The organism is Buttiauxella sp. A111 (assembly GCF_014189855.1).
GTDB classification, from domain to species: Bacteria; Pseudomonadota; Gammaproteobacteria; order Enterobacterales; family Enterobacteriaceae; genus Buttiauxella; species Buttiauxella selenatireducens.
Genome location: NZ_BJFN01000001.1, coordinates 181,066 through 199,921 on the forward strand (window position 1 = coordinate 181,066; position 18,856 = coordinate 199,921).

Genomic DNA, 18,856 nt, shown 5'->3' on the forward strand with positions numbered 1-18,856 from the left:
ACTTTACATTGTCGAGCTGAATATCTGTGGGAGAAACGGACATGACTTATCTCTGGCTGATTGTGGCCATTATTGCCGAGGTGATTGCAACCACCTCACTTAAACTATCGGAAGGTTTTAGCCGTTTATGGCCGAGTGTTATCACCATTCTGTTTTATGGGGTGGCGTTTTATTGTTTATCCATCACCATGCGCACTATCCCTACCGGGATTATTTATGCGATTTGGTCAGGTGCCGGGATCGTGTTGATTGGTGCAGTGGGCTGGATATTCCTGGGGCAAAAACTCGACTGGCCTGCGATTGCGGGTATGGCACTGATCATCTTGGGCGTGTTAGTCATTAACCTGTTTTCAAAATCAGTCGCCCACTAATCCTCTCTTTTAATGCCCATGCTGCGCCCTTTTCACTGGCAAAAGGCTTGCAGCATGGCATGCCTTTAATCAACAAATCGTAAACCAAAAGTTAACAAACAACTCTTTTACATTGCTGACAATAATTTTGCTTTTTTTCTAAAAGTTGAATAGTAACTGATCGAAATTATCTATACAGTGTGCCCGTCACGTTAACGAGGTTGATGATTATGGTTAAACAATTACGGTCAAAACTGGGGATGATTTTGTTACTGGTCGGTGCGGCGCTGTTCTCTGGCCAAACGACCGCCCAAACTCACGGTCACCTGTATTTGGTCGTCAAAAGTGCTGACATGTTGCTACGCCATCAGGCCGATAGCGATGAAATACGTCAGGCCGCCGAAGATTCTGCCGCCGATTTTCGTGAGCAACATTTCCACGTCAATGAACGCCGTCCGGGCACTTATCAACTGTAGCGATTCTTAACTCAGTCCGATTTACGCGATGATGTCATCCCTTAAATCGAACTGAGTTCGGTTAAATATTTTTCACACCTCCATCCATTAGCAGCTCACTGCCCACCATAAAAGCAGACTCATCAGACGCGAGAAACACGGCAGCTTTGGCCAGCTCAAGCGTACTGCCCAGGCGACCTACTGGCACCAGGGCACGGATTTCGTCGCGCAATGGTTGGTCAGACGCCCCATTGCCCAATTTGCTGAGTGCTGGGGTTTCAGTGGGGCCAGGACTTAATCCATTAACCCGAATACCTTTTGCCTTTAACTCACCTGAAAGTGTGCGAGCCAGAGACAAGATTGCTGCTTTACTGGCGGCATACACACTACTTTGTGGTAAGCCGATATGCGCACTGACCGAACCACAGACAATCACCGAAGACGGGTTAGACAGCATCGGAAGTAAAGCCTGGATCAAGAAGAAAGGGCCTTTGAGATTAGTATTCATCAGCCTGTCGTAACTGCTTTCATCCCATTCTTCCAGCGAATGATGCGTGACATCACCAGCGTTCACATTCAACACATCCAGCCGTGGCCATAACTGCGCCAGTTGCTCGCTCAGTGCTCGCTGTTGGTGGATATCACCTGCATCGCTATTAATAATTTGCACATTGCCCAGTACTTCTTTCGCGGCAAGTAATGCAGCCTGATTACGCCCGGTTATCGCGACGATTGCCCCCTCGGCGATGAACTGCCGTGCCGTTTCAAAACCGATTCCGCTGGTACCACCTGTAATTAATGCGTATTTGCCTTCAAGTCTGCCCATTGTCTTTGCCTTTTAAATGACGGGTACGGGCATTATTTCCGCTATAGTATCCTTTGGATAGTAGGCACCAATTGGATACTAAGGAACGTAATGGGAAGCATTGACCATCCACAAGGGGGAAGCATGAGAAAAAATTTTTCGACAATACCCGTCGCCAGCGAAAGCTGCCCGATGGTCAGTTTTGTGAATCTCATTTCCGGGAAATGGGCCATCCCCATTCTTTATCGACTCATCATTATCAACCAGCCGGTGCGCTTTAGTGACTTGCAGCGCGCGGTGCATCCCATCACTCAAAAAGAGCTAACACGGCAATTAAGGCAATTTGAATCGAGGATGTTGGTGACAAGAGAAGTGTTTGCGGAGGTCCCGCCGAGAGTTGAATATCAGATAACCGAGTTAGGAAAGTCACTGCGCCCGACACTGGACTCACTTGCGCAATGGATGCGGGAAAATGGCGAGCATCTTGAAGCGTGATTTTGGGGACATAAAAACCTCGCCAATTCACTCAGCAAAGCAATCAGCGAGGGTCAGTTTAGCGGTTATTTATCGCCAAAATGGATAACGGTACGAATCGATTTCCCTTCGTGCATTAAATCGAACGCTTCGTTAATTTGTTCAAGCGGCATCCGGTGAGTGATAAAAGGATCGAGATTGATTTTGCCAGCCATCGCGTCCTCAACCATGCCCGGTAATTGGGTACGCCCTTTTACACCACCAAATGCTGAACCACGCCATACTCGACCGGTGACGAGTTGGAAAGGACGCGTTTTGATTTCCTGGCCTGCGCCTGCAACACCGATAATGACACTCTCACCCCAGCCTTTATGGCAGCATTCCAGGGCCGAACGCATCACATTGACGTTACCGATACATTCAAAGCTGAAGTCCACACCGCCATCAGTCATCTCAACGATCACGTCCTGAATCGGCTTTTCGTGATCTTTAGGGTTGATACAGTCTGTAGCTCCCATTTCAGTGGCCAGTTTGAATTTTTCTGGGTTGGTGTCGATTGCCAGAATACGCCCAGCTTTTGCCTGTACCGCCCCCTGAATCACCGCCAGCCCAATGCCACCCAGGCCAAATACGGCAACGGTATCACCCGCTTTCACTTTCGCCGTGTTGTGAACCGCACCAATCCCGGTGGTGACACCGCATCCCAACAGACAAACTTTGTCTAATGGGGCTTGTTCGTTCACTTTCGCCAGTGAAATCTCTGCAACCACGGTGTATTCGCTGAAAGTACTGGTACCCATGTAGTGGTAAATCGGTTCGCCATTGTAAGAGAAACGCGTGGTGCCATCTGGCATCAAGCCTTTGCCCTGGGTGGCGCGTACCGCCTGACAGAGGTTGGTCTTACCCGATTTACAGAATTTACACTCGCGACATTCAGCGGTGTACAAAGGAATAACGTGATCGCCAGGTTTCAGGCTGGTCACACCCTCACCCACTTCCACTACAATTCCGCCGCCTTCATGCCCCAGAACGGCCGGGAAAACACCTTCCGGATCATCGCCCGATAAAGTGAACGCATCGGTGTGGCACACACCGGTATGAGTAATCTTGACCAGCACTTCGCCTTTTTGTGGCGGTGCGACATCAATTTCAACGATTTCCAGAGGCTTTCCCGGACCGAATGCAACAGCAGCACGTGATTTCATATTCTTCTTCCGTCGTCAGGTGAGTGTGAATTTTATTTTAGATGTAGGTTATTTTAGATAAGAGCGGAGTAATTGGCTGACTTCTGCCATGCGCACAGTACGCTGCTCCTCGGATGTCTCCCCCGTGACCAGTTCGTCTTTCAGATGGATTTCCAACATTTCGCCCATCAGGCCATTGGCCGCGCCACGCACGGCTGCGATTTGCTGCAAAATAGCGATACAAGGATCCCCATTTTCCAGCGCGCGCTCTATCGCTTCCGTTTGCCCGCGTATTCGCCGCACGCGAGTCAGAATCCGTTTTTTGTCTTCAGGTGAATGTGGCATAGCGGGCCTCTTTATACTATAGGGGGGTATTGTATTTTAATTTTCAGATTATTAATAACATTATATTTTTGATTATTAATCCCGATGCTTTTCAGTGTCTGTATCTTGATAGTTCGTAATGAACTCAGATACTAAAAACCCCCGGATACTGAAGGTATCGGGGGGTTTTACTAAATAGTAAGATGAAACTGGTTATCCTCTTATTTCACCACTTCCAGCGTGGGTGTCGGATATTTACCGTCTATCGCAGCCTGATCTGGGCCATACAGACGCATAATGATATATGCGTCTTTTTCAGGAATTGGCAGCCAGTTAGGATTATTAGCATCACCTTTGGCACTGAGGTCAATGGTGTATAAACCATCAGCATCTGGCTTAAGTGAACGGTCACCACGGCTGTGACGATTAATGTCATTGTGCGCCATCAACATGTTGTCGGTTCCATAGACGGTAAAGGACCAGAACTGACTCACATTTGGCGCTTTGAAGTGCAGGCGGTATTTTTTACCCTCCGAACCATTGATCGGCTGGCCGTCAGAGCCTTTATTGATCTGCAGGTAAACAGACTCTTCAGGTGGCAGCCCCCATTGTCCAATCAGGGTGCCTTCAGCAAACAGATCTCGTTTCTGGTTTTGCAGTTCTTCACGCGTCCCCAGCAGGCCCTTGGAAGATGTCATTGTCGGCAGTAACTGTTTCAGATGAGCCATACCCAGTTCTTCACCTTTCTTCGCAGCAGTGACCTGCTCTGGGGTGAAATCCGTTTTACAGGGCTCAATACCTGCAGCCTTGTACTGATCTATCCATTTTTTGTCCGCAGTCCTCATATCTCCTTCGCACAGAACAAAGTTCACACGCTGCAACCAGGTGGTTTTTGCAGGATCCGGCCAGTTGTGCACTGTCGCTTTTGGACCGGACTCGCCAAGGTACGCGGACAACGTACGGATATTCCAGTCGTCCATGTAGCTCAACGCGTCTTTAGTGTCCTCCAGGTCGGTGGCCATGATGCGCCCCATCAGCTTCAGAATATCTGAATCCACTCGGATAACCTCGGTCACGCTGGGCGGCACTTCCCCTTTCCAGGTTCGGGAAGCAAACATAAAGTGCCCACCTTTGGTGCCACGCGTACGGGAGCCGATCATCGACGTCGTGTAATGTCCCATATCCATCGTATGGAGGATCCAATAACGACCTTTGTCCATATCCGGTACGCTGACAATGACCGGCTCAGCGCTTACGTCCAGCCAACCCTGAAGGTGTAAGGTGTCATTATTAATGGTCGGATGGTCGGTGTAAGTGTCATCCGCGAGGTGACGAATATTCTGGAAACGGTTCAGCGGTGTGTCAGTTTTCACCGCGGTGTTATAAAAGAATTTGTAGGCCTCATCCATAGAAAAACCATAGATATAAGCATCTTCAGCCATTTTATCGCTGATCTGCGCCAGAGCAGGCAGCGTAACGCCGAACAAAGCGGCGGCAAGGATTAACTTCTTCATAACATGCTCCGGTAATGATGATTTGTTTATACGCGTTCGAAATCAGCTAGTTTGAATGTTTTTAGATTCAGTTCATCGGTCGGACCATAGAAACGCATTGCTGGTAATGGACGTTTACCACTGGTTGGTATCCAGTTATTTTCCAGACCTTCAGGTGCCTTCGGCCCTACATATAGCGTGACGCTACCATCGGTGTTTTCCTTCATCTTCCCGAGATCGTAAGAAGAGAGTGTCGTGCGCTCACTTTCACTGTAGATAAAGGACATGGTATCGCGGTTGTAAACGGTCAATGCCCAGAACTGTTTTACCGGCATTTTGGCGGGTACGGTGAGTTTGTAGGTCTGACCCGCTTCCAGCAGGTTGCCGTCTTTATCGGCCATACACATCAGATACTGAGTTGCCGGGCTATCACTCAGTATTTTCGGCATATAGGTACACCAGAAATACTCGGCTGCACGATTGATCAGGTCGATACGATCTTCATAAATAAAGGTGAATGTCTTGTTGTCATCCGCCTGTAGCAGAGAGGCGTAGTGACGGTCTGGCCAGTAGAGTTTCTCTTTCGGGAAATTATCGTACCAATACTGCATATAGAACCAGGCATCGATAGCCGCCTGGCGCATTGCTTTTTTGGTTTTCTCATCAGGAGAAAAGTTAAGACCGTGGCCTATACCCAGCGATGAAAGCATCCCAAGCATGACTTTGTCCTGCTCGCGCACGGGTTCAACACTGGCAACCGCATGAAGATCATCAAAATGGCGCTCGTCATAGTACGGCAGTGTTGGATAGCGTTTGTTACCAGGGTCGACAAATTTTTGTTGTGGTGGATTTGCGGCTTCGGCGAGGTAATACATCCGCATACGCTTAGAGTAATGATATGCGTCTTCAGTCGTTTTCCCGGGAGCCTGGACCGAACGGAAAGCAAACGCTACGCGGAAGTTTGGTGATGGAACATGTAAATAACCTTCCGGAATCGCATCGTTGTAACCCGGTGGGGTCAGCAGGAATTTCCCCCCTTTGCCGCCATCAAGTCCTGCGGGCCCCACATCAGCAATGGTAAACTGCCATGCATCAACAATCTGGCCATACAAACTGCCATCTGCGCCTGCTGGCGGGAGCTCCAGCACGACAGGGCCTTGTTGCAGGTCAGTAAATGCAGTGATGTAAGGTGTGGTACTGTTTGCCGTAATGGCTTCCAGATGTGGCGTTGCCGGTTTTGAGTAGGCAATAATATCGTTATCTTTCAGCCCTAAGTTTTCAAACGCTGCGCGGCGAAAGCTGTAGATAGCCACTGCTGGCATGTTCCAGAGTACGGCTTCAAAAGCACGCTGATATTTTATCTGGTATTCAAAATCCTCTACCGAACTGACGGCTCCCTGCGGGGGCAGGCCTCCGACAGTTTCGCCTGGCTGTCCAGCGCCATAAGGAAGCGGTTTTTTCAGGGAAATGCCTTGTGCAAGGGCTGTTGAACTGTTCTTCAGTACGGCAAGACCGACAGCTGAACCTAGTGCCAGTTTATAAAAGTCTCGGCGCGAAATTGGCATAGCAAATCTCCGCATAATTGATTGTTTCAGAACATATCTTTATGACTATAGGACAACCTGAAATTATGTGGCGAAAACGTCTCCCTGGACGGCTACCTGTTATGATCTATTCCATAAGAGTAACCAGGCAGAAGATATCAAGCTTGTAGGAAAGAATGACCTGAGGGTCTGCATCGCAAAGTAGATGCAGGGGGGGCGGCATATTGTGTTACCTGGTCCGCTTTTGGCACGCAGCGTACAAGCTAACCGGGCTGGAGGTCCGCTTAGAGCGAGGAGCGGAACTTTGTCATGAGGTGTGAAATTTGCCTCATGGTCAGGATATAAGAATACCTTTTGCCCTCAGGCTATGTCTGCTTGAAATGATGGATTCTAGTAGGCGAAGGCGGCTTTCACTGAGATGAGCTGCGAGTAATTCTGCCGCTTTCTCAGCGTCCTTCGAGCGAAGCGTATAAAATATTTCGCGATGACCTTCCCTGGCAGGATGCGACCAAACTCCCGGCATTGTAAGCATCAAACATGGCGATCAGCAGAGCAAAAACCGGATGGATAAAGACCCCGACACGCAGATCCCATTCGATGATAAGGGCCTGATAGTTTTGAATAAAATTTAACGGCTAAATCGACGCCCGTGATTATTTATAATCGGGGCGTTTTTATCTTCAGAACCTATTAACTCCAGCCTTGTTTACTGCGACGGATATAAGGTAATACGGATAATAAAGCCAGAACCGCTAATACCATTCCAATCCATAAAGCTGATCGTAAACCGAATCCTGATGAAATTGCCATCCCACCCAAATAAGAACCGCCACCTAATCCAATATTGATAACGGAAGTATGAACGGCATTAACCATTGGGCCTGGATGTGCCACGCTGACAATTCTTGCCATCATTGCCGGATTCATTGGCACACCTGATAAACCGATGAGTATAACAGCCAGAATAGCAATAACCTGATATTGAACAAATAGAGCCATGCCGAGCAAAGAAATACTCAATATTGTTAAGCCGACAACCATAACAGCTAAACTATGGCGATATGCAAGACGTCCCGTTACCATATTTCCGATAATATTGGCTAGCCCATAAAGCATCAGAATGAAGGGGACCGTTTGCATTGTAAATCCACTGACATCCGTCAGAACCGGCACGAAATAACTGAATGCCGCAAAGCTTGCGCCTAAAATTAAACAGCTGGTCGTACAGGCTTTCCAATAGGCTTTATTTTTAAATGCCTTTATCTCTTCGGCCATTTTAATAGCACCACCGCCTGTCATTTGCGGTAATAAGCGTACTAAGACCAACAAACATATCAATACCAGGACTGCGACCAACCCAAAGCTCATTTTCCAGCCCCAGTATTGGTCAATGATTGTCGCGATAGGGACACCGAAGACATTGGATACCATAAAGCCTGCGATCACTATTGATGCTGCCCTTGGGCGATTTTCTACAGACACAAGGGCCATACTTGTCGCTAGTGAAAGGCTTAAACAACCCGCGCACAAAATACCCGTAACGATTCGAATGGTAACTAACACATTGTAGTCAGAGACAAAGACACTTAACCCCTGCACGATAACATAGAGTCCTAGCATCCATAATAACGTTGCCCGGTATGGGGCTTTAAATTTAAGAAAAGCGTAAGTTAATACTGGGCCACCTAGCATCACACCGAATGCATAATACGAAATCAAATGCCCAACTTCACCGACAGTAACGCCAAATGCTTCAGATAGCGTGGTCATCATACCCGCCACCATTAACTCTGCTGTACCTAATGAAAAAATGGCCAACCCTAAAATATAGACGACTAATGGCATGGTTTTTTATTTTCTCCCTGTATTGGAATGAACGTTACAAAAATGGATGATGATAATTAATGGACTTTTACGCTTTAATTTATAAGTTGATTAACAGACCAGCGACAACATCTTCGAGGATTTTTCTATCTGAAATGTTTTTATTGAGTACACGTAAACCGTAATAGCCCGCCATAAAGCCTCTTGCCATTTCAACGGCGGATGCTCTATTGCCAAGCTCGCCGCTTTGTTGGCCTTCGATAAAAACGGCGACCAGCGTTTGCTCTAAGCGCTGACGATATTCCTTATTCAGACTGGCAACGGCTTCATCTTTACTGCCCATCTCCAGGGCTGAAAATAAGACCATGGCATCATGCTGTTCTGGCTGAGAAAGATCTTCGGCAATACCCCAAAGCAGAAGGGTATGTAACCGCTCTTTTACCCGGCCAGATTGTGTGAGTATTGATAACTGTGCTGACATAGTTTGTTCATGGCTGCGTAACAACGCTTGCTCGTACAGAGCTTGCTTGCTACCAAAGGCATTATATAAGCTTCCCCGCCCTAATCCTGTACCATCGCATAAATCTTGCGCAGATGTACCCGCATAGCCATTGGCGCTGAAAACAGCAACGGCAGCATCAATGACATCCTGATCTTCGAACTTACGTGGACGACCTGGAAAGGTTGGTTTTTCAGCACTCATAGGGATGGGGGACTTGAAATGAGTTGAAGCGGCATAGTATTGATTATGGAACGATCAGTCAAATAATTTTCATAAGAAAATCAGCGGTGATGCGCAGACAGATTTTCTTATGAATTGCCACGCACCACAGCTTTAGTTTTCCCGCTTCATCTGCCACTGCTGTTAGAATCCCTGCTCGGCAAAGTAATGCGCCCCTCTTCTAGTCACCCAGCATAATCCCCGCTTTCTGGTACCGATGTCCGTCTTTCAAGATGACGTTCAGACAACACATCGCTGCAGTAATGATGTCCCTTCTATCTTGTGTAGATCACTGTCAAAGGAAGAACCGCCCTTCGATGGTCATGCGGGCAGAACCGTAAAGCTCTACACGATCATCACGCAACACACAGCGCAGCTCCCCTTTACGTGCTCCCCCCTGCTGAGCGCAGAATTCGGTTTTATTGAGCAGAGTTGACCATAAAGGCACAAGCCAGGTATGCGCTGATCCGGTAACCGGATCCTCATTGACACCCACCTGTGGCCCAAACCAGCGAGAGATGAAATCAAAGGGTCCATCATTGGTTCCCTCTGCGGTACAGACCACACCACGCGCCTTGATTTGCACCAGCTTATTCATATCCGGCTCCATCGTATCAATGATGGCCTTATCCCGGAGCAGAACAATAATATCTGGAGCTTTCCAGACTCCGATAATGTCCTTTTCACTGATGCCAAGTGACTCAGTTAGGTTCGGTGTTATAGCGATAGGTTCAGGCCAGGTCACCGGGAAGTCCATACAATATTCCTCACCGTGCCTGCTGACCGTCAGCACGCCGCTACGGGTGTGGAAGCGCGCCAATTCACCGGTGTAACCCAGTTTGTTATACAGAACCCATGCTGTCGCCAGTGTGGCATGGCCACACAGATCAACTTCACAGCCAGGCGTAAACCAACGCAAGTGATAGCCATCCTCTACCGGGACGAAAAAAGCGGTTTCAGAGATATTATTTTCAATGGCGATCGCTTGCAGCGTCTCATCACTGAGCCATTCAGTGAGAGGACTAACACCTGCAGGGTTGCCGCCAAACGCCTGGGATGTGAAGGCATCAACCTGATAAAAAGGGATGCTATTTGCATTATGATTTTGCATTCAGTTTTTCCAGATAATTATAAATAGTAAACCGGGTCACCCCGAGCATCTTCGCAAGGTGATTAACACTTCCTTTTATTTTGAAAAATCCCATCGCATGAACTTCGGAGACCACTCTCATTCTGTACTCTTTCTGACTTTCAGAACCGGTCATCCGATAACGGGAAAGGAACTCATCAAGTGACTCTTCAGGAACGCCTGCAAGCGTGTTTTCCTGTTCGGCAGAATCCAGCGGCGAAGGAACCAAATATTCAAGATCACGCATCAGACGAGTAACAACATCAGTATCGACGTTAATACAAAAGGCAACCAAAGGCGTCCCATCTGAGTTGTAATACAGTGTGGAGGCACTGTTTAAGACCTTTCCGCCAGAAGTCGTCGTCGTATAACCGTTGAAAACCTTGCTTGATGTCTGCTTTGGCACGTCAAACAATCCCAGAAACCCTTTATCCTCCTCGGGTCCCTTGAGAAGAGCATCTCCAATTTTTCGCCCACTGACATGCCCATTAATAATGTTTACCACTGACGCCTCTGGTTGAGTAAGGTCATGCAGTACAGCTTCAGTATTTAAAGGCAGTGTGGTTCTCAGTGCTTCCAGTGCAGCCGACAGAACGTTAATCAGGGCTTCTCGTTCGTATGTCATCATTTGTTCCCGGGGTTTGTCGCCTGAATCTCAATTTCGACATCCATACCAAAAGCCAGAGTACTGCTGGTCACGGTCCTTGATGGGTAGACTTCGTGAAAGAAACTGCCGTATGCCCGATTAAATTCTGCAAAATACTTCATGTCACTTAACCAGACCTGCACCCGAACAACATCATTCAGGCTCGCCCCTGCGCGATTTAGCGTCTTGGTTACAGCGTGCATGATATTTAAAGTCTGCTCCGTAACGGTACCGTAGACAGGCTCTCCTTCGGCTGTCATTGACACCTGCCCCGACAAAAACAGAAATCCCTGCGATGCCACCATGTCAGAGAAAGGGAATGGTTTCGTTGTTGGGTAACGTGTTATCAGCATCATCTTGTCCGGCGAGTAAAAAGTGTCGTCAGGATAGCATCAAGCCAATGTAGAAATAAACACAATTTCAATTTTCAACAAATGTTGATTACCAGTTCGGGTTAGATTACTTTTGTTGAAGGTCGTTAGTAGATACTTTCTATACCCTCATGATCGGGCAGCCAATTGCCGTAAGTTAAGCTGTAAGCAGATCCCTTCAGGCACCGTGCGTTCCGGTATTTGAACATGTCATTGTGCGCCCTCTGGACACCATAAACTGCTCAGCCAACAACAGCTGCTGTCGGGTATGAGGTCATTCTTCTGAGTATCTGATGGCCTAAGGCAATAGTTCGCGGAGCGATCGCAACTCCCTCGTAGCGGAATGAGGCTGACAACGGCCATAGATGATTGAGGAATAGATACGGCCATTATCATCAACGATCTGACAAAGGCATTTGAAAGGTTCGCCCAGTGTTGGGATGTCATGTAACTGGGTAGCTTCAACAGGAGTGCCGAAGTCGACCGTAATGCTAACATCTTTAACCCAGGAGTCAGGAAGTCGCTGTATCACTAAAAGTTCAGCCAGTAAGGATGTGTAGCGCCGTGCTATGTGATTCATCAAGTCAACGCTGGCATTGTGCTTATGCACGGGGAATGAAAACCCCACGGAGGTGAGCCCTCTTTCTTTAGCGAATAGCTTTAACTGACCTATAGACCAATATCCACCGAACTCGTTATTTCGGCTGACAAAGCTTCCATTAAGTGAATTAGCTATTCCTCTAAGCTCGGTTCTTCGTGCCATTACTGATTCCTGTCTGCTGGTCAAATTCTTCAATCTGTAACCGTAAACGGTATCGAATCACTATTCATTATTTGTCATGTCAGCTTCTGGCACAGAGCAAATGGTAGCGAGGAGCGAAACCGGTTCCGCTGCCATCCTAAACGGCATTTATGCCCAGGCTATTTTTTCCGAAATAGATAATTAGCGGCGGCCGTCAGGACTCCGATCAAAGGCAGCGATCCTGCACCGGCAAAGAAGTTATGGTGATCTATGCATTTTTCCCTGCGGATATCAGCAAAACGGGCAAGCGCGTGTTTTTCATCAGTGGCGCTGACCTCTTCAAATTGTTTTTCATAACCCTGAGCCGTGAGTTGAGAGGCTTCGTCCACGTCTGATCTTTCAAGTACAACGATTTGCTTACCTTTTTTATAAAAACAGTAATCTGGCATTTGATGCTCCATATGGAGGAGGTCATGATTAGATAATATATCCGGCCTGATTTAGTTCTTGTACACATCTGCATGTGTATTTTAGTTGATCGGAGTTCACAAATTATTGGCCCGTTTCCAGTAAGTGCCCGAAATAAAATTAAGTTCAAAGCGAAAATCTGACCTTCTAACTGTCATGCTTTTAACGTCGATTTAGACCGCCTCAGTATCCAAAAGCGATAATGCCTGTTGCTCCGTTCCAGTCTCATGCTCATCGTAGCAACAGAATCAGGTAGTTATGGGAGAGGATGCAGACGAGATATCAAAAAAACCGCCTCAGCGAAACCCGAAAACTGACCGGTTCGTTATACAGCTAAAACGAGGGATTTTATCTTTTCAGCTTTCTCAAGATGATCCTGCTTCATCTCCACATTCAGTCAGTTGCAAACTCCCACCGGGTCACATAAACCCTCACCCATACTGTAAATTTCGCAGCGCGTATGAGTCAGTGCTAAAATGTCGCAACATTTCAAAAAATAGAACAAAAAATGAGCGCCGATACTTTGATGAAATTAAGCATTATCATCCCATGCTATAACGCTGCTGACTTTATTGAAGAATGTCTGGAAACTGTCCTCCCTTATGCTAAAAGTGATGTGGAGATAATTATTGTCAATGATGGTTCAACGGATAACAGCAACGAAATTATAATAAAGACTTCACAGCGCTATCCTGAAAAAAATCTGATCGTTATCAATCAAGAAAATGCTGGGTTATCTGCTGCCAGAAACAAAGGGCTAAGTATTGCGTCTGGTGAATATATTTCACTGCTGGATTCAGATGATTTTTACCATCAGGATTTTTGGTCAGAAATTCCACCGCTACTTAATGATTCAACGATTGATATTATCGAGTTTAATGCTGATCAGTTTGAAAGTGAGATTTCAAATATAGTCGAGCACATTGATTGTGCAGTTTTTGCTGGCAAAGAGCGGATTGTGTCTATTGAACAACTGAAACCTGCATTTCAACGGTGCAAATGGTATCCGTGGGCCAGAGTCTATAAGAAATCGTTGTTTATTGAGAACGGCATTGAATTTCCAGAAGGCCGGTTGTATGAGGACATGAGCACAGTCCCTGCTTTGTATTTAAAAAGCAAATGCATTTTTGGAATTAACAAATCACTGATCTGGTATCGTTTTCATAAGAAAAGTATCACGCAGACCTTTAGACAAAACGATATTTCTGATTTAGTTTACGTGGCAACAACATTATCTGAGCTTTCAAAAGAAAGGCCTGAAACAAAAGCAATACTTTTCCCAACGGTTCAAAGAGTGTTTAACTTTATAAAATACATGCTCATTAAGAATAAGCATGCGATTTTTTCACTTCAAGAACAGCGGAAATTACAAAAAGCATTAATGCCTTTTATAAATGAATTCAGAATTTCCAGAAAAATTCAAATTCTCATTCTGCCTTTTTATCTCAGCACTGTCGTAAGGTTGAGAAAGAAATAGCTCCAATTTTTCTGCGTTGGTATGAGGTCCATTCTGGCTTAAAAGGCACTCGAAATGAATGTGAGGTGCCCTTTAAGCCAGATTGTAACTCGCAAAACAGACATACGTTTGTTCATAAAATGAACTACCCGGCATTACTGTGTTCTAACCATAATGGACTGTAAATATGGGTTCTGAATGACCTATCCTGACTTCAGCCTCCAGCCCCATTCTGAACTGACAGCCAGTGTATCTCACGGTTACGCATGCAGTGGTAACGACAAAAGGTGTCTGTCATGTCCCGCAATCGCATTTATCTCGAAGCTGGATGGTTACTCAATATCACCTGCTCACTTCCAGCAATGGTCATGGTGATGTCTGATCATGGCTACAGTTCGTATCAACAGCAAAAAGGGGCCGAGTTTTTCGGGGGTTACTACAAAGCCTGGCCCGCAGTCATCGAAATTCCCGGCAGCCAATATTGGAATGTTCTGCTAGAAGCGCGTTCATTTCCGTTTCTGAAGCTGGATTACAACATCAGTATCATTAAACCCGTATTTGAGTTTGCCGCCTTCTCCCTTTACGAAACGAAGGAACGTGCTCTCACCTCGCCTCTCGGGATTTCTTCCTGAAACGGTGGGAACTCCAGTTTTTTAGGCTTTAATTTCTGATTCAGATTTCCCGCAAGGGGGACAAGATGAAAAAGCATACGGAACAAAAAAGAGCAGGATCGATTCTGGAAGTGAGATGTTTACGCTCTGTTATTCCTCCAGTTTGTATTCACAGAGTTGCGTTCGATGATGGTAAATATGCTGTTGTACGTTGCGTAACAGATGTTTGCCTTACTCCTGGTCACACCATCAACAGGGATGCACAAGGCTGGCACTATGATGAGCGAATAGTGCAACTGCTGCCTTTTGAATATGTTGGTCAAACAGAATCAGACCGAGGGTTTGCTGAGTACCAGTAGCGTATTTCCTTACGACCCCACTATTCAAGTGGGGTACTGGTCCGGGAAGAAGCTCAGTCCTTTTTACCTGGCATCATGCGCAGCAAGGTATTGTCTTTCCATACATAATGATGAAAAAGTGCCGCAAAAGCATGAATGCCGATAACGAAGTAGCCAATATTAGCGATGAGTTCGTGGTAGCTTTTGATGGTGAACTCCATATCCTCATCAGGCTCTATCGCATGTGGCATCGAAATGCCAAATACCGACCAGTCGCTGCCTTTAAAGTACACGGTTAAGAAACCCAGGATTGGCAGAGTAATGAACATCAAATAGATGATGGTGTGTACTAAATGCGACACCCCGGTGATTGCCGGGTGCGGCTTCGGCGTTATCGCTGGAGCACGGTATTTAATGCGAACCAGCAGACGTGCAATCATCAAAAAGAAGACGCTGATCCCGCAGGTAACATGAGTGGCATTAAAGATTGGCCGATAAGAACGAGGTGCAAAACCTTTCAGTTCCATCGCGCAATAAGCCCCCACTACCAGTAAAAAAACCAGCCAATGAAGCGTTATCTGCAACGCGGTATATTTGCTACGCATTTGAGTGCCCTGCTTTGTCACAATGATTTTTCCAGGATAGCGGCAATCCCTCTAAAAATCATTAACATCTGATGAAATTCCCTCTCAATGTTCTTAACAACATCGGTTTGCGCCCCCCTCAATTCTGAACCATCACCACAATTCGTTGGGGTCAACGGCAAGAAAATTGCGGTGTATGCCGAGAAAGAGGCCAAAACATTCCGTGGGGAAAAGATGGCGTAGAGATTGTGAATGCACTCCCTCTCCCGAGACGCTGTCGTGTTCGGGAGAGGGTTTTCAGGATTACTTCAGCAAGCGCACTTTAACCGATTTGCCTTTGATTTTACCTTGCTGTAGTTGCTTCCACGCATGACGCGCCACAGACTCACGAATCGCGACATAGACATGCATCGGATGAACATCAATCTTGCCGATATCCGCCCCATCCAACCCCATATCGCCGGTCAATGCACCGAGAATATCGCCCGGACGCATTTTCGCTTTTTTGCCACCATCAATGCATAGCGTCGCCATTGTCGCTTCAAGCGGCTTAATGCTGCCGCCCGTTGGAGCGGATTGCCAGTTCAGAGACAAATTAAGCATTTCAGCTAACACGCTGGCACGTTGTGCTTCTTCCGGAGCACACAGGCTAATCGCCAGGCCGCTTTCACCTGCGCGTGCGGTACGGCCAATGCGGTGAACGTGGACTTCCGGGTCCCATGACAATTCATAGTTAATGACCATTTCCAGCGCTTTAATATCCAGCCCGCGCGCAGCAACATCTGTTGCTACCAGCACACGGCTACTGCCATTTGCGAAGCGAACCAGCGTTTGGTCACGGTCACGTTGTTCCATATCACCGTGCAGCGCCAGCACACTTTGGTTGCTTTCAGTCAACGCATCACAAACGGCCTGGCAATCTTTTTTGGTATTACAGAACACTACACAAGATGCAGGTTGATGCTTGCTGAGTAATTTCTGTAACAGACTGATTTTTCCGCTGCGGGAGATTTCATAAAACTGCTGCTCGACAGACGGTAATTCGTCTACAGAATCAATTTCAATCGTTTCTGGCGTACGCTGCACTCGAGAGCTAATGGCTGCAATCGCCGTTGGCCACGTTGCGGAAAACAGTAATGTCTGTCTGTCTTGCGGCGCATGGCCAATGACATCATCGATGGCATCGGCAAAACCCATGTCCAGCATGCGGTCAGCTTCGTCCAGCACGAGCGTTTGCAGAGCATCTAAATTAACGGTCTCTTTTTTCAGGTGATCGAGCAAACGGCCAGGCGTTGCCACAATCACATGCGGAGCGTGTTGCAGAGAGTCGCGTTGCGCACCAAACGGTTGTCCACCGCACAGTGTCAATATTTTGATATTTGGCATATAACGCGCCAGACGGCGTAACTCTTTAGCCACCTGGTCGGCCAATTCGCGTGTTGGACATAACACCAAAGATTGAGTAACAAACTGGCTGGCATCAATATGTTGCAGCAAGCCCAAACCAAATGCTGCCGTTTTACCACTACCGGTTTTTGCCTGTGCACGGACATCTTTCCCAGCCAGTATCGCGGGTAATGCAGCCGCCTGAACAGGCGTCATGGTGTGATAACCAAGTTCGGTGAGATTGGCGAGTTGTTCTGCAGGCAGAACGTTTAGGGTAGAAAAAGATGTCACAATTATACTCTCAATTAATGGGCTGTCAGACAGCGTCTGGCGCGCATGTTAGCAGATTTGAGGGGGTAACGCTGCTGACGTTTTGTTTGCATTTTCAGGGCGATGGTTAGTGAGTCATTTAAAATCATGAAAACAGATGAGGGTTAATGGTCAAGTTCAGAATTTAACTTTATTCATGGTCACCCACGTCATGAGCTGTAGCATGAATATTCCTGACAACATTAAGCTATTAATCAGAAGCGTTGCCCCTACTTTATTGACCGCGCTTAGCCTGCCTCCACCACTGAACCTTATAGCCGCTACGGTGGTGTCCAGTATTCTGAGCAAAAACTTGCCCGGTAATGTGGCTCAACAAAGCGATAATGCCGGAAACTCGATAAACCCTGCGGCCATGACACCTGAACAGATCATTGATGTCATCAAAAATAACCAAACGTCCCCTTCTATCGTTACAGATCTGAGAAGTGCTGAAGAAAGCCTCAAGCACTATGAGATAACTTCAGGGATACGCTTCGCTGAACTGGCTTTGCAGGAAAAACAAAGCATCCAGGATTTCCAAATTAATTCGGGTATTGCCGGTAATATCTTTAATTCAGGCATTAAGATTGTCTGGATTGCGATGAGTGGATTACTGGTCGTTATTATTATTTCATTACTTTTACTGATTCCTGGCGTACAAATTCCCAATGAAAAACAGAGTATCGTCACCGCTGTATTTGGGATCATCGGAACTGTTATCGGCTTTATCAATGGATTAGCATCAAATATCGTTGGATATTATTGGGGCAGCAGCCAGGGGTCAAAAGAGAAAGGCATTGAGATGGCCAGCAGCTTTAAAAACCTCGGTGAAAGTGTTGCGAAAACACTGGAGACGAATGCGGCTGTCGCGAACAACACCGCATCTAATGCGCCTCAGGAAAAACCGCAGCAGGAGCTCCCCCGCTCCAGCGCCCGTGGTTCTGACGATATCGCCTCTCCTCCTGTTCCCGCGAAACCAACCCTGCTCAATGACACATGGAGTGAACTGGCCGCCCCGCATGACTTTATTAGCAGCGGTGTGAGCTGGAATTTGCAGAAAGACGGGATTTCAATTCAGGGGACCACCCCGTCAGGCACACAAGGTAAACCGACCACCGTTGAGAAAATATGGGATCTGTATGGCCCGTATTGCGTGCAAGCCTCGAAAATGTACGGTGTTCCCGTTGAACTGATCATCGCCACTATCGCAACAGAAAGTGGTGGTGACAGGAACGCCAGACGCGCGGAACCGCAAATCCATGACGAAAGCGTTGGGTTAATGCAAACACTGGTCAAAACTGCCCGCGGCGCATTGGGACGTCCTTCACTTACCGGCGACGACCTGCTTGACCCCGCCACATCTATTGAAGCCGGAACGGCATATATTGCCCATCAGCGTTACGTGACTCATTTTGACCCGCCTAAAGTTGCCGCAGCCTATAATGCAGGATCATTGCGCGTTGATAATGCGTCTGCCAATCGCTGGAAAATGCACTGCTATCCAAAAGGAACCGGCAGACACATTGATAATTTCGTCTCATGGTTTAATGATTGTATGAAAGAAGAAGTACAAACAAAATGGAATGATAATAAAGATATCAGTAGCTTTAGCTCTATATTTAAATAGCACCATCCTGTTCTG

At 47.0% G+C, this 18,856-nt stretch carries 20 protein-coding genes and 1 pseudogene; 8 read left to right on the top strand and 13 right to left on the bottom strand.

What is annotated here, in order from left to right; translation table 11 throughout:
* Nucleotides 1–41 precede the first annotated feature (41 nt).
* Nucleotides 42–371 carry an SMR family transporter gene (locus tag BSPA111_RS00775; RefSeq protein ID WP_183269321.1) on the top strand — a complete coding sequence of 110 codons (330 nt, stop codon included), beginning with the start codon at nt 42–44 and terminating at the stop codon, nt 369–371.
* Nucleotides 372–580: 209 nt separating this feature from the next.
* Nucleotides 581–826 carry a DUF2554 family protein gene (locus tag BSPA111_RS00780; RefSeq protein ID WP_183269322.1) on the top strand — a complete coding sequence of 82 codons (246 nt, stop codon included), beginning with the start codon at nt 581–583 and terminating at the stop codon, nt 824–826.
* A gap of 61 nt (nt 827–887) precedes the next feature.
* Here the strand turns inward: BSPA111_RS00780 and BSPA111_RS00785 are convergent, their stop codons facing one another.
* On the bottom strand, nt 888–1,631 hold the full coding sequence (locus tag BSPA111_RS00785) for an SDR family oxidoreductase (RefSeq protein ID WP_183269323.1): 744 nt from the start codon (nt 1,629–1,631) through the stop codon (nt 888–890).
* Nucleotides 1,632–1,754: 123 nt separating this feature from the next.
* On the opposite strand from BSPA111_RS00785, the gene BSPA111_RS00790 reads away from it, so the two are divergent.
* The gene (locus BSPA111_RS00790) at nt 1,755–2,105 is read left to right on the top strand and encodes a helix-turn-helix domain-containing protein (protein ID WP_183269324.1); all 351 of its coding nucleotides are present in this window, start codon (nt 1,755–1,757) and stop codon (nt 2,103–2,105) included.
* A 65-nt stretch (nt 2,106–2,170) separates the two neighbouring features.
* Here BSPA111_RS00790 and BSPA111_RS00795 read toward each other — a convergent pair whose 3' ends face one another.
* The 4 genes from BSPA111_RS00795 to BSPA111_RS00810 form a co-directional block, all read right to left on the bottom strand.
* The gene (locus BSPA111_RS00795) at nt 2,171–3,289 is read right to left on the bottom strand and encodes an S-(hydroxymethyl)glutathione dehydrogenase/class III alcohol dehydrogenase (RefSeq protein ID WP_183269325.1); all 1,119 of its coding nucleotides are present in this window, start codon (nt 3,287–3,289) and stop codon (nt 2,171–2,173) included.
* Between the two features lie 48 nt (nt 3,290–3,337).
* The gene (locus BSPA111_RS00800) at nt 3,338–3,613 is read right to left on the bottom strand and encodes a metal/formaldehyde-sensitive transcriptional repressor (RefSeq protein ID WP_183269326.1); all 276 of its coding nucleotides are present in this window, start codon (nt 3,611–3,613) and stop codon (nt 3,338–3,340) included.
* 200 nt (nt 3,614–3,813) lie between these two features.
* Nucleotides 3,814–5,106, bottom strand: coding sequence for a DUF1254 domain-containing protein (locus BSPA111_RS00805; protein ID WP_183269327.1), 1,293 nt, complete (start codon nt 5,104–5,106; stop codon nt 3,814–3,816).
* A gap of 26 nt (nt 5,107–5,132) precedes the next feature.
* Nucleotides 5,133–6,650, bottom strand: a complete 1,518-nt coding sequence (locus tag BSPA111_RS00810; RefSeq protein ID WP_183269328.1) for a DUF1254 domain-containing protein — start codon at nt 6,648–6,650, stop codon at nt 5,133–5,135.
* Between the two features lie 503 nt (nt 6,651–7,153).
* Between BSPA111_RS00810 and BSPA111_RS22550 the strand changes: the two are divergent.
* Nucleotides 7,154–7,261 (top strand): annotated as a pseudogene (locus BSPA111_RS22550) (hypothetical protein); the annotation flags it as partial.
* A gap of 58 nt (nt 7,262–7,319) precedes the next feature.
* Here BSPA111_RS22550 and BSPA111_RS00815 read toward each other — a convergent pair.
* The 6 genes from BSPA111_RS00815 to BSPA111_RS00840 form a co-directional block, all read right to left on the bottom strand.
* Nucleotides 7,320–8,474, bottom strand: a complete 1,155-nt coding sequence (locus BSPA111_RS00815) for an MFS transporter (RefSeq protein WP_183269329.1) — start codon at nt 8,472–8,474, stop codon at nt 7,320–7,322.
* A gap of 79 nt (nt 8,475–8,553) precedes the next feature.
* Entirely contained in the window at nt 8,554–9,156 is a 603-nt protein-coding gene (locus BSPA111_RS00820; protein WP_183269330.1) for a TetR/AcrR family transcriptional regulator, read from the bottom strand.
* Nucleotides 9,157–9,469: 313 nt separating this feature from the next.
* Nucleotides 9,470–10,285, bottom strand: coding sequence for a PhzF family phenazine biosynthesis protein (locus BSPA111_RS00825; protein ID WP_183269331.1), 816 nt, complete (start codon nt 10,283–10,285; stop codon nt 9,470–9,472).
* The gene (locus BSPA111_RS00830) at nt 10,272–10,931 is read right to left on the bottom strand and encodes a transcriptional regulator (protein WP_255459195.1); all 660 of its coding nucleotides are present in this window, start codon (nt 10,929–10,931) and stop codon (nt 10,272–10,274) included. The genes BSPA111_RS00825 and BSPA111_RS00830 overlap by 14 nt, the downstream gene beginning before the upstream one ends.
* Nucleotides 10,928–11,305: a RidA family protein gene (locus tag BSPA111_RS00835; RefSeq protein ID WP_221200549.1), complete on the bottom strand. Its 378-nt coding sequence runs from the start codon at nt 11,303–11,305 to the stop codon at nt 10,928–10,930. Before BSPA111_RS00835 ends, BSPA111_RS00830 begins: the two co-directional genes overlap by 4 nt.
* 936 nt (nt 11,306–12,241) lie before the next feature.
* On the bottom strand, nt 12,242–12,511 hold the full coding sequence (locus BSPA111_RS00840) for a hypothetical protein (protein ID WP_183269180.1): 270 nt from the start codon (nt 12,509–12,511) through the stop codon (nt 12,242–12,244).
* Between the two features lie 527 nt (nt 12,512–13,038).
* Here BSPA111_RS00840 and BSPA111_RS00845 point away from each other — a divergent pair.
* The 3 genes from BSPA111_RS00845 to BSPA111_RS00855 all read left to right on the top strand — a co-directional run bounded on the left by BSPA111_RS00845 (nt 13,039) and on the right by BSPA111_RS00855 (nt 14,956).
* Nucleotides 13,039–14,007, top strand: coding sequence for a glycosyltransferase (locus BSPA111_RS00845; RefSeq protein ID WP_183269332.1), 969 nt, complete (start codon nt 13,039–13,041; stop codon nt 14,005–14,007).
* A 275-nt stretch (nt 14,008–14,282) separates the two neighbouring features.
* Complete coding sequence (locus tag BSPA111_RS00850; RefSeq protein ID WP_183269333.1) at nt 14,283–14,618, top strand: DUF1883 domain-containing protein; 336 nt, start codon at nt 14,283–14,285, stop codon at nt 14,616–14,618.
* A gap of 65 nt (nt 14,619–14,683) precedes the next feature.
* A complete protein-coding gene (locus tag BSPA111_RS00855) occupies nt 14,684–14,956 on the top strand; it encodes a hypothetical protein (RefSeq protein ID WP_183269334.1) in 273 nt (90 codons plus the stop codon).
* Between the two features lie 53 nt (nt 14,957–15,009).
* On the opposite strand, the gene cybB is transcribed toward BSPA111_RS00855, so the two are convergent.
* Both cybB and dbpA read right to left on the bottom strand, forming a co-directional pair.
* Entirely contained in the window at nt 15,010–15,540 is a 531-nt protein-coding gene (gene cybB / locus BSPA111_RS00860) for a cytochrome b561 (RefSeq protein WP_183269335.1), read from the bottom strand.
* A gap of 282 nt (nt 15,541–15,822) precedes the next feature.
* The gene (gene dbpA, locus BSPA111_RS00865; RefSeq protein WP_183269336.1) at nt 15,823–17,196 is read right to left on the bottom strand and encodes an ATP-dependent RNA helicase DbpA; all 1,374 of its coding nucleotides are present in this window, start codon (nt 17,194–17,196) and stop codon (nt 15,823–15,825) included.
* A 202-nt stretch (nt 17,197–17,398) separates the two neighbouring features.
* Here dbpA and BSPA111_RS00870 point away from each other — a divergent pair, with 202 nt between their 5' ends.
* Entirely contained in the window at nt 17,399–18,841 is a 1,443-nt protein-coding gene (locus tag BSPA111_RS00870) for a lytic transglycosylase domain-containing protein (RefSeq protein ID WP_183269337.1), read from the top strand.
* Nucleotides 18,842–18,856: the final 15 nt, after the last annotated feature.

Coding starts and splice junctions, on each gene's coding strand:
- BSPA111_RS00820 (WP_183269330.1), bottom strand. CDS start 9,156: ATGAGTGCTGAAAAACCAACCTTTCCAGGTCGTCCACGTAAGTTCGAA.
- cybB (WP_183269335.1), bottom strand. CDS start 15,540: ATGCGTAGCAAATATACCGCGTTGCAGATAACGCTTCATTGGCTGGTT.
- BSPA111_RS00780 (WP_183269322.1), top strand. CDS start 581: ATGGTTAAACAATTACGGTCAAAACTGGGGATGATTTTGTTACTGGTC.
- BSPA111_RS00810 (WP_183269328.1), bottom strand. CDS start 6,650: ATGCCAATTTCGCGCCGAGACTTTTATAAACTGGCACTAGGTTCAGCT.
- BSPA111_RS00815 (WP_183269329.1), bottom strand. CDS start 8,474: ATGCCATTAGTCGTCTATATTTTAGGGTTGGCCATTTTTTCATTAGGT.
- BSPA111_RS00775 (WP_183269321.1), top strand. CDS start 42: ATGACTTATCTCTGGCTGATTGTGGCCATTATTGCCGAGGTGATTGCA.
- BSPA111_RS00795 (WP_183269325.1), bottom strand. CDS start 3,289: ATGAAATCACGTGCTGCTGTTGCATTCGGTCCGGGAAAGCCTCTGGAA.
- BSPA111_RS00845 (WP_183269332.1), top strand. CDS start 13,039: ATGAGCGCCGATACTTTGATGAAATTAAGCATTATCATCCCATGCTAT.
- BSPA111_RS00850 (WP_183269333.1), top strand. CDS start 14,283: ATGTCCCGCAATCGCATTTATCTCGAAGCTGGATGGTTACTCAATATC.
- BSPA111_RS00825 (WP_183269331.1), bottom strand. CDS start 10,285: ATGCAAAATCATAATGCAAATAGCATCCCTTTTTATCAGGTTGATGCC.
- BSPA111_RS00790 (WP_183269324.1), top strand. CDS start 1,755: ATGAGAAAAAATTTTTCGACAATACCCGTCGCCAGCGAAAGCTGCCCG.
- BSPA111_RS00805 (WP_183269327.1), bottom strand. CDS start 5,106: ATGAAGAAGTTAATCCTTGCCGCCGCTTTGTTCGGCGTTACGCTGCCT.
- BSPA111_RS00840 (WP_183269180.1), bottom strand. CDS start 12,511: ATGCCAGATTACTGTTTTTATAAAAAAGGTAAGCAAATCGTTGTACTT.
- BSPA111_RS00830 (WP_255459195.1), bottom strand. CDS start 10,931: ATGATGACATACGAACGAGAAGCCCTGATTAACGTTCTGTCGGCTGCA.
- BSPA111_RS00835 (WP_221200549.1), bottom strand. CDS start 11,305: ATGATGCTGATAACACGTTACCCAACAACGAAACCATTCCCTTTCTCT.
- BSPA111_RS00870 (WP_183269337.1), top strand. CDS start 17,399: ATGAATATTCCTGACAACATTAAGCTATTAATCAGAAGCGTTGCCCCT.
- BSPA111_RS00800 (WP_183269326.1), bottom strand. CDS start 3,613: ATGCCACATTCACCTGAAGACAAAAAACGGATTCTGACTCGCGTGCGG.
- BSPA111_RS00785 (WP_183269323.1), bottom strand. CDS start 1,631: ATGGGCAGACTTGAAGGCAAATACGCATTAATTACAGGTGGTACCAGC.
- BSPA111_RS00855 (WP_183269334.1), top strand. CDS start 14,684: ATGAAAAAGCATACGGAACAAAAAAGAGCAGGATCGATTCTGGAAGTG.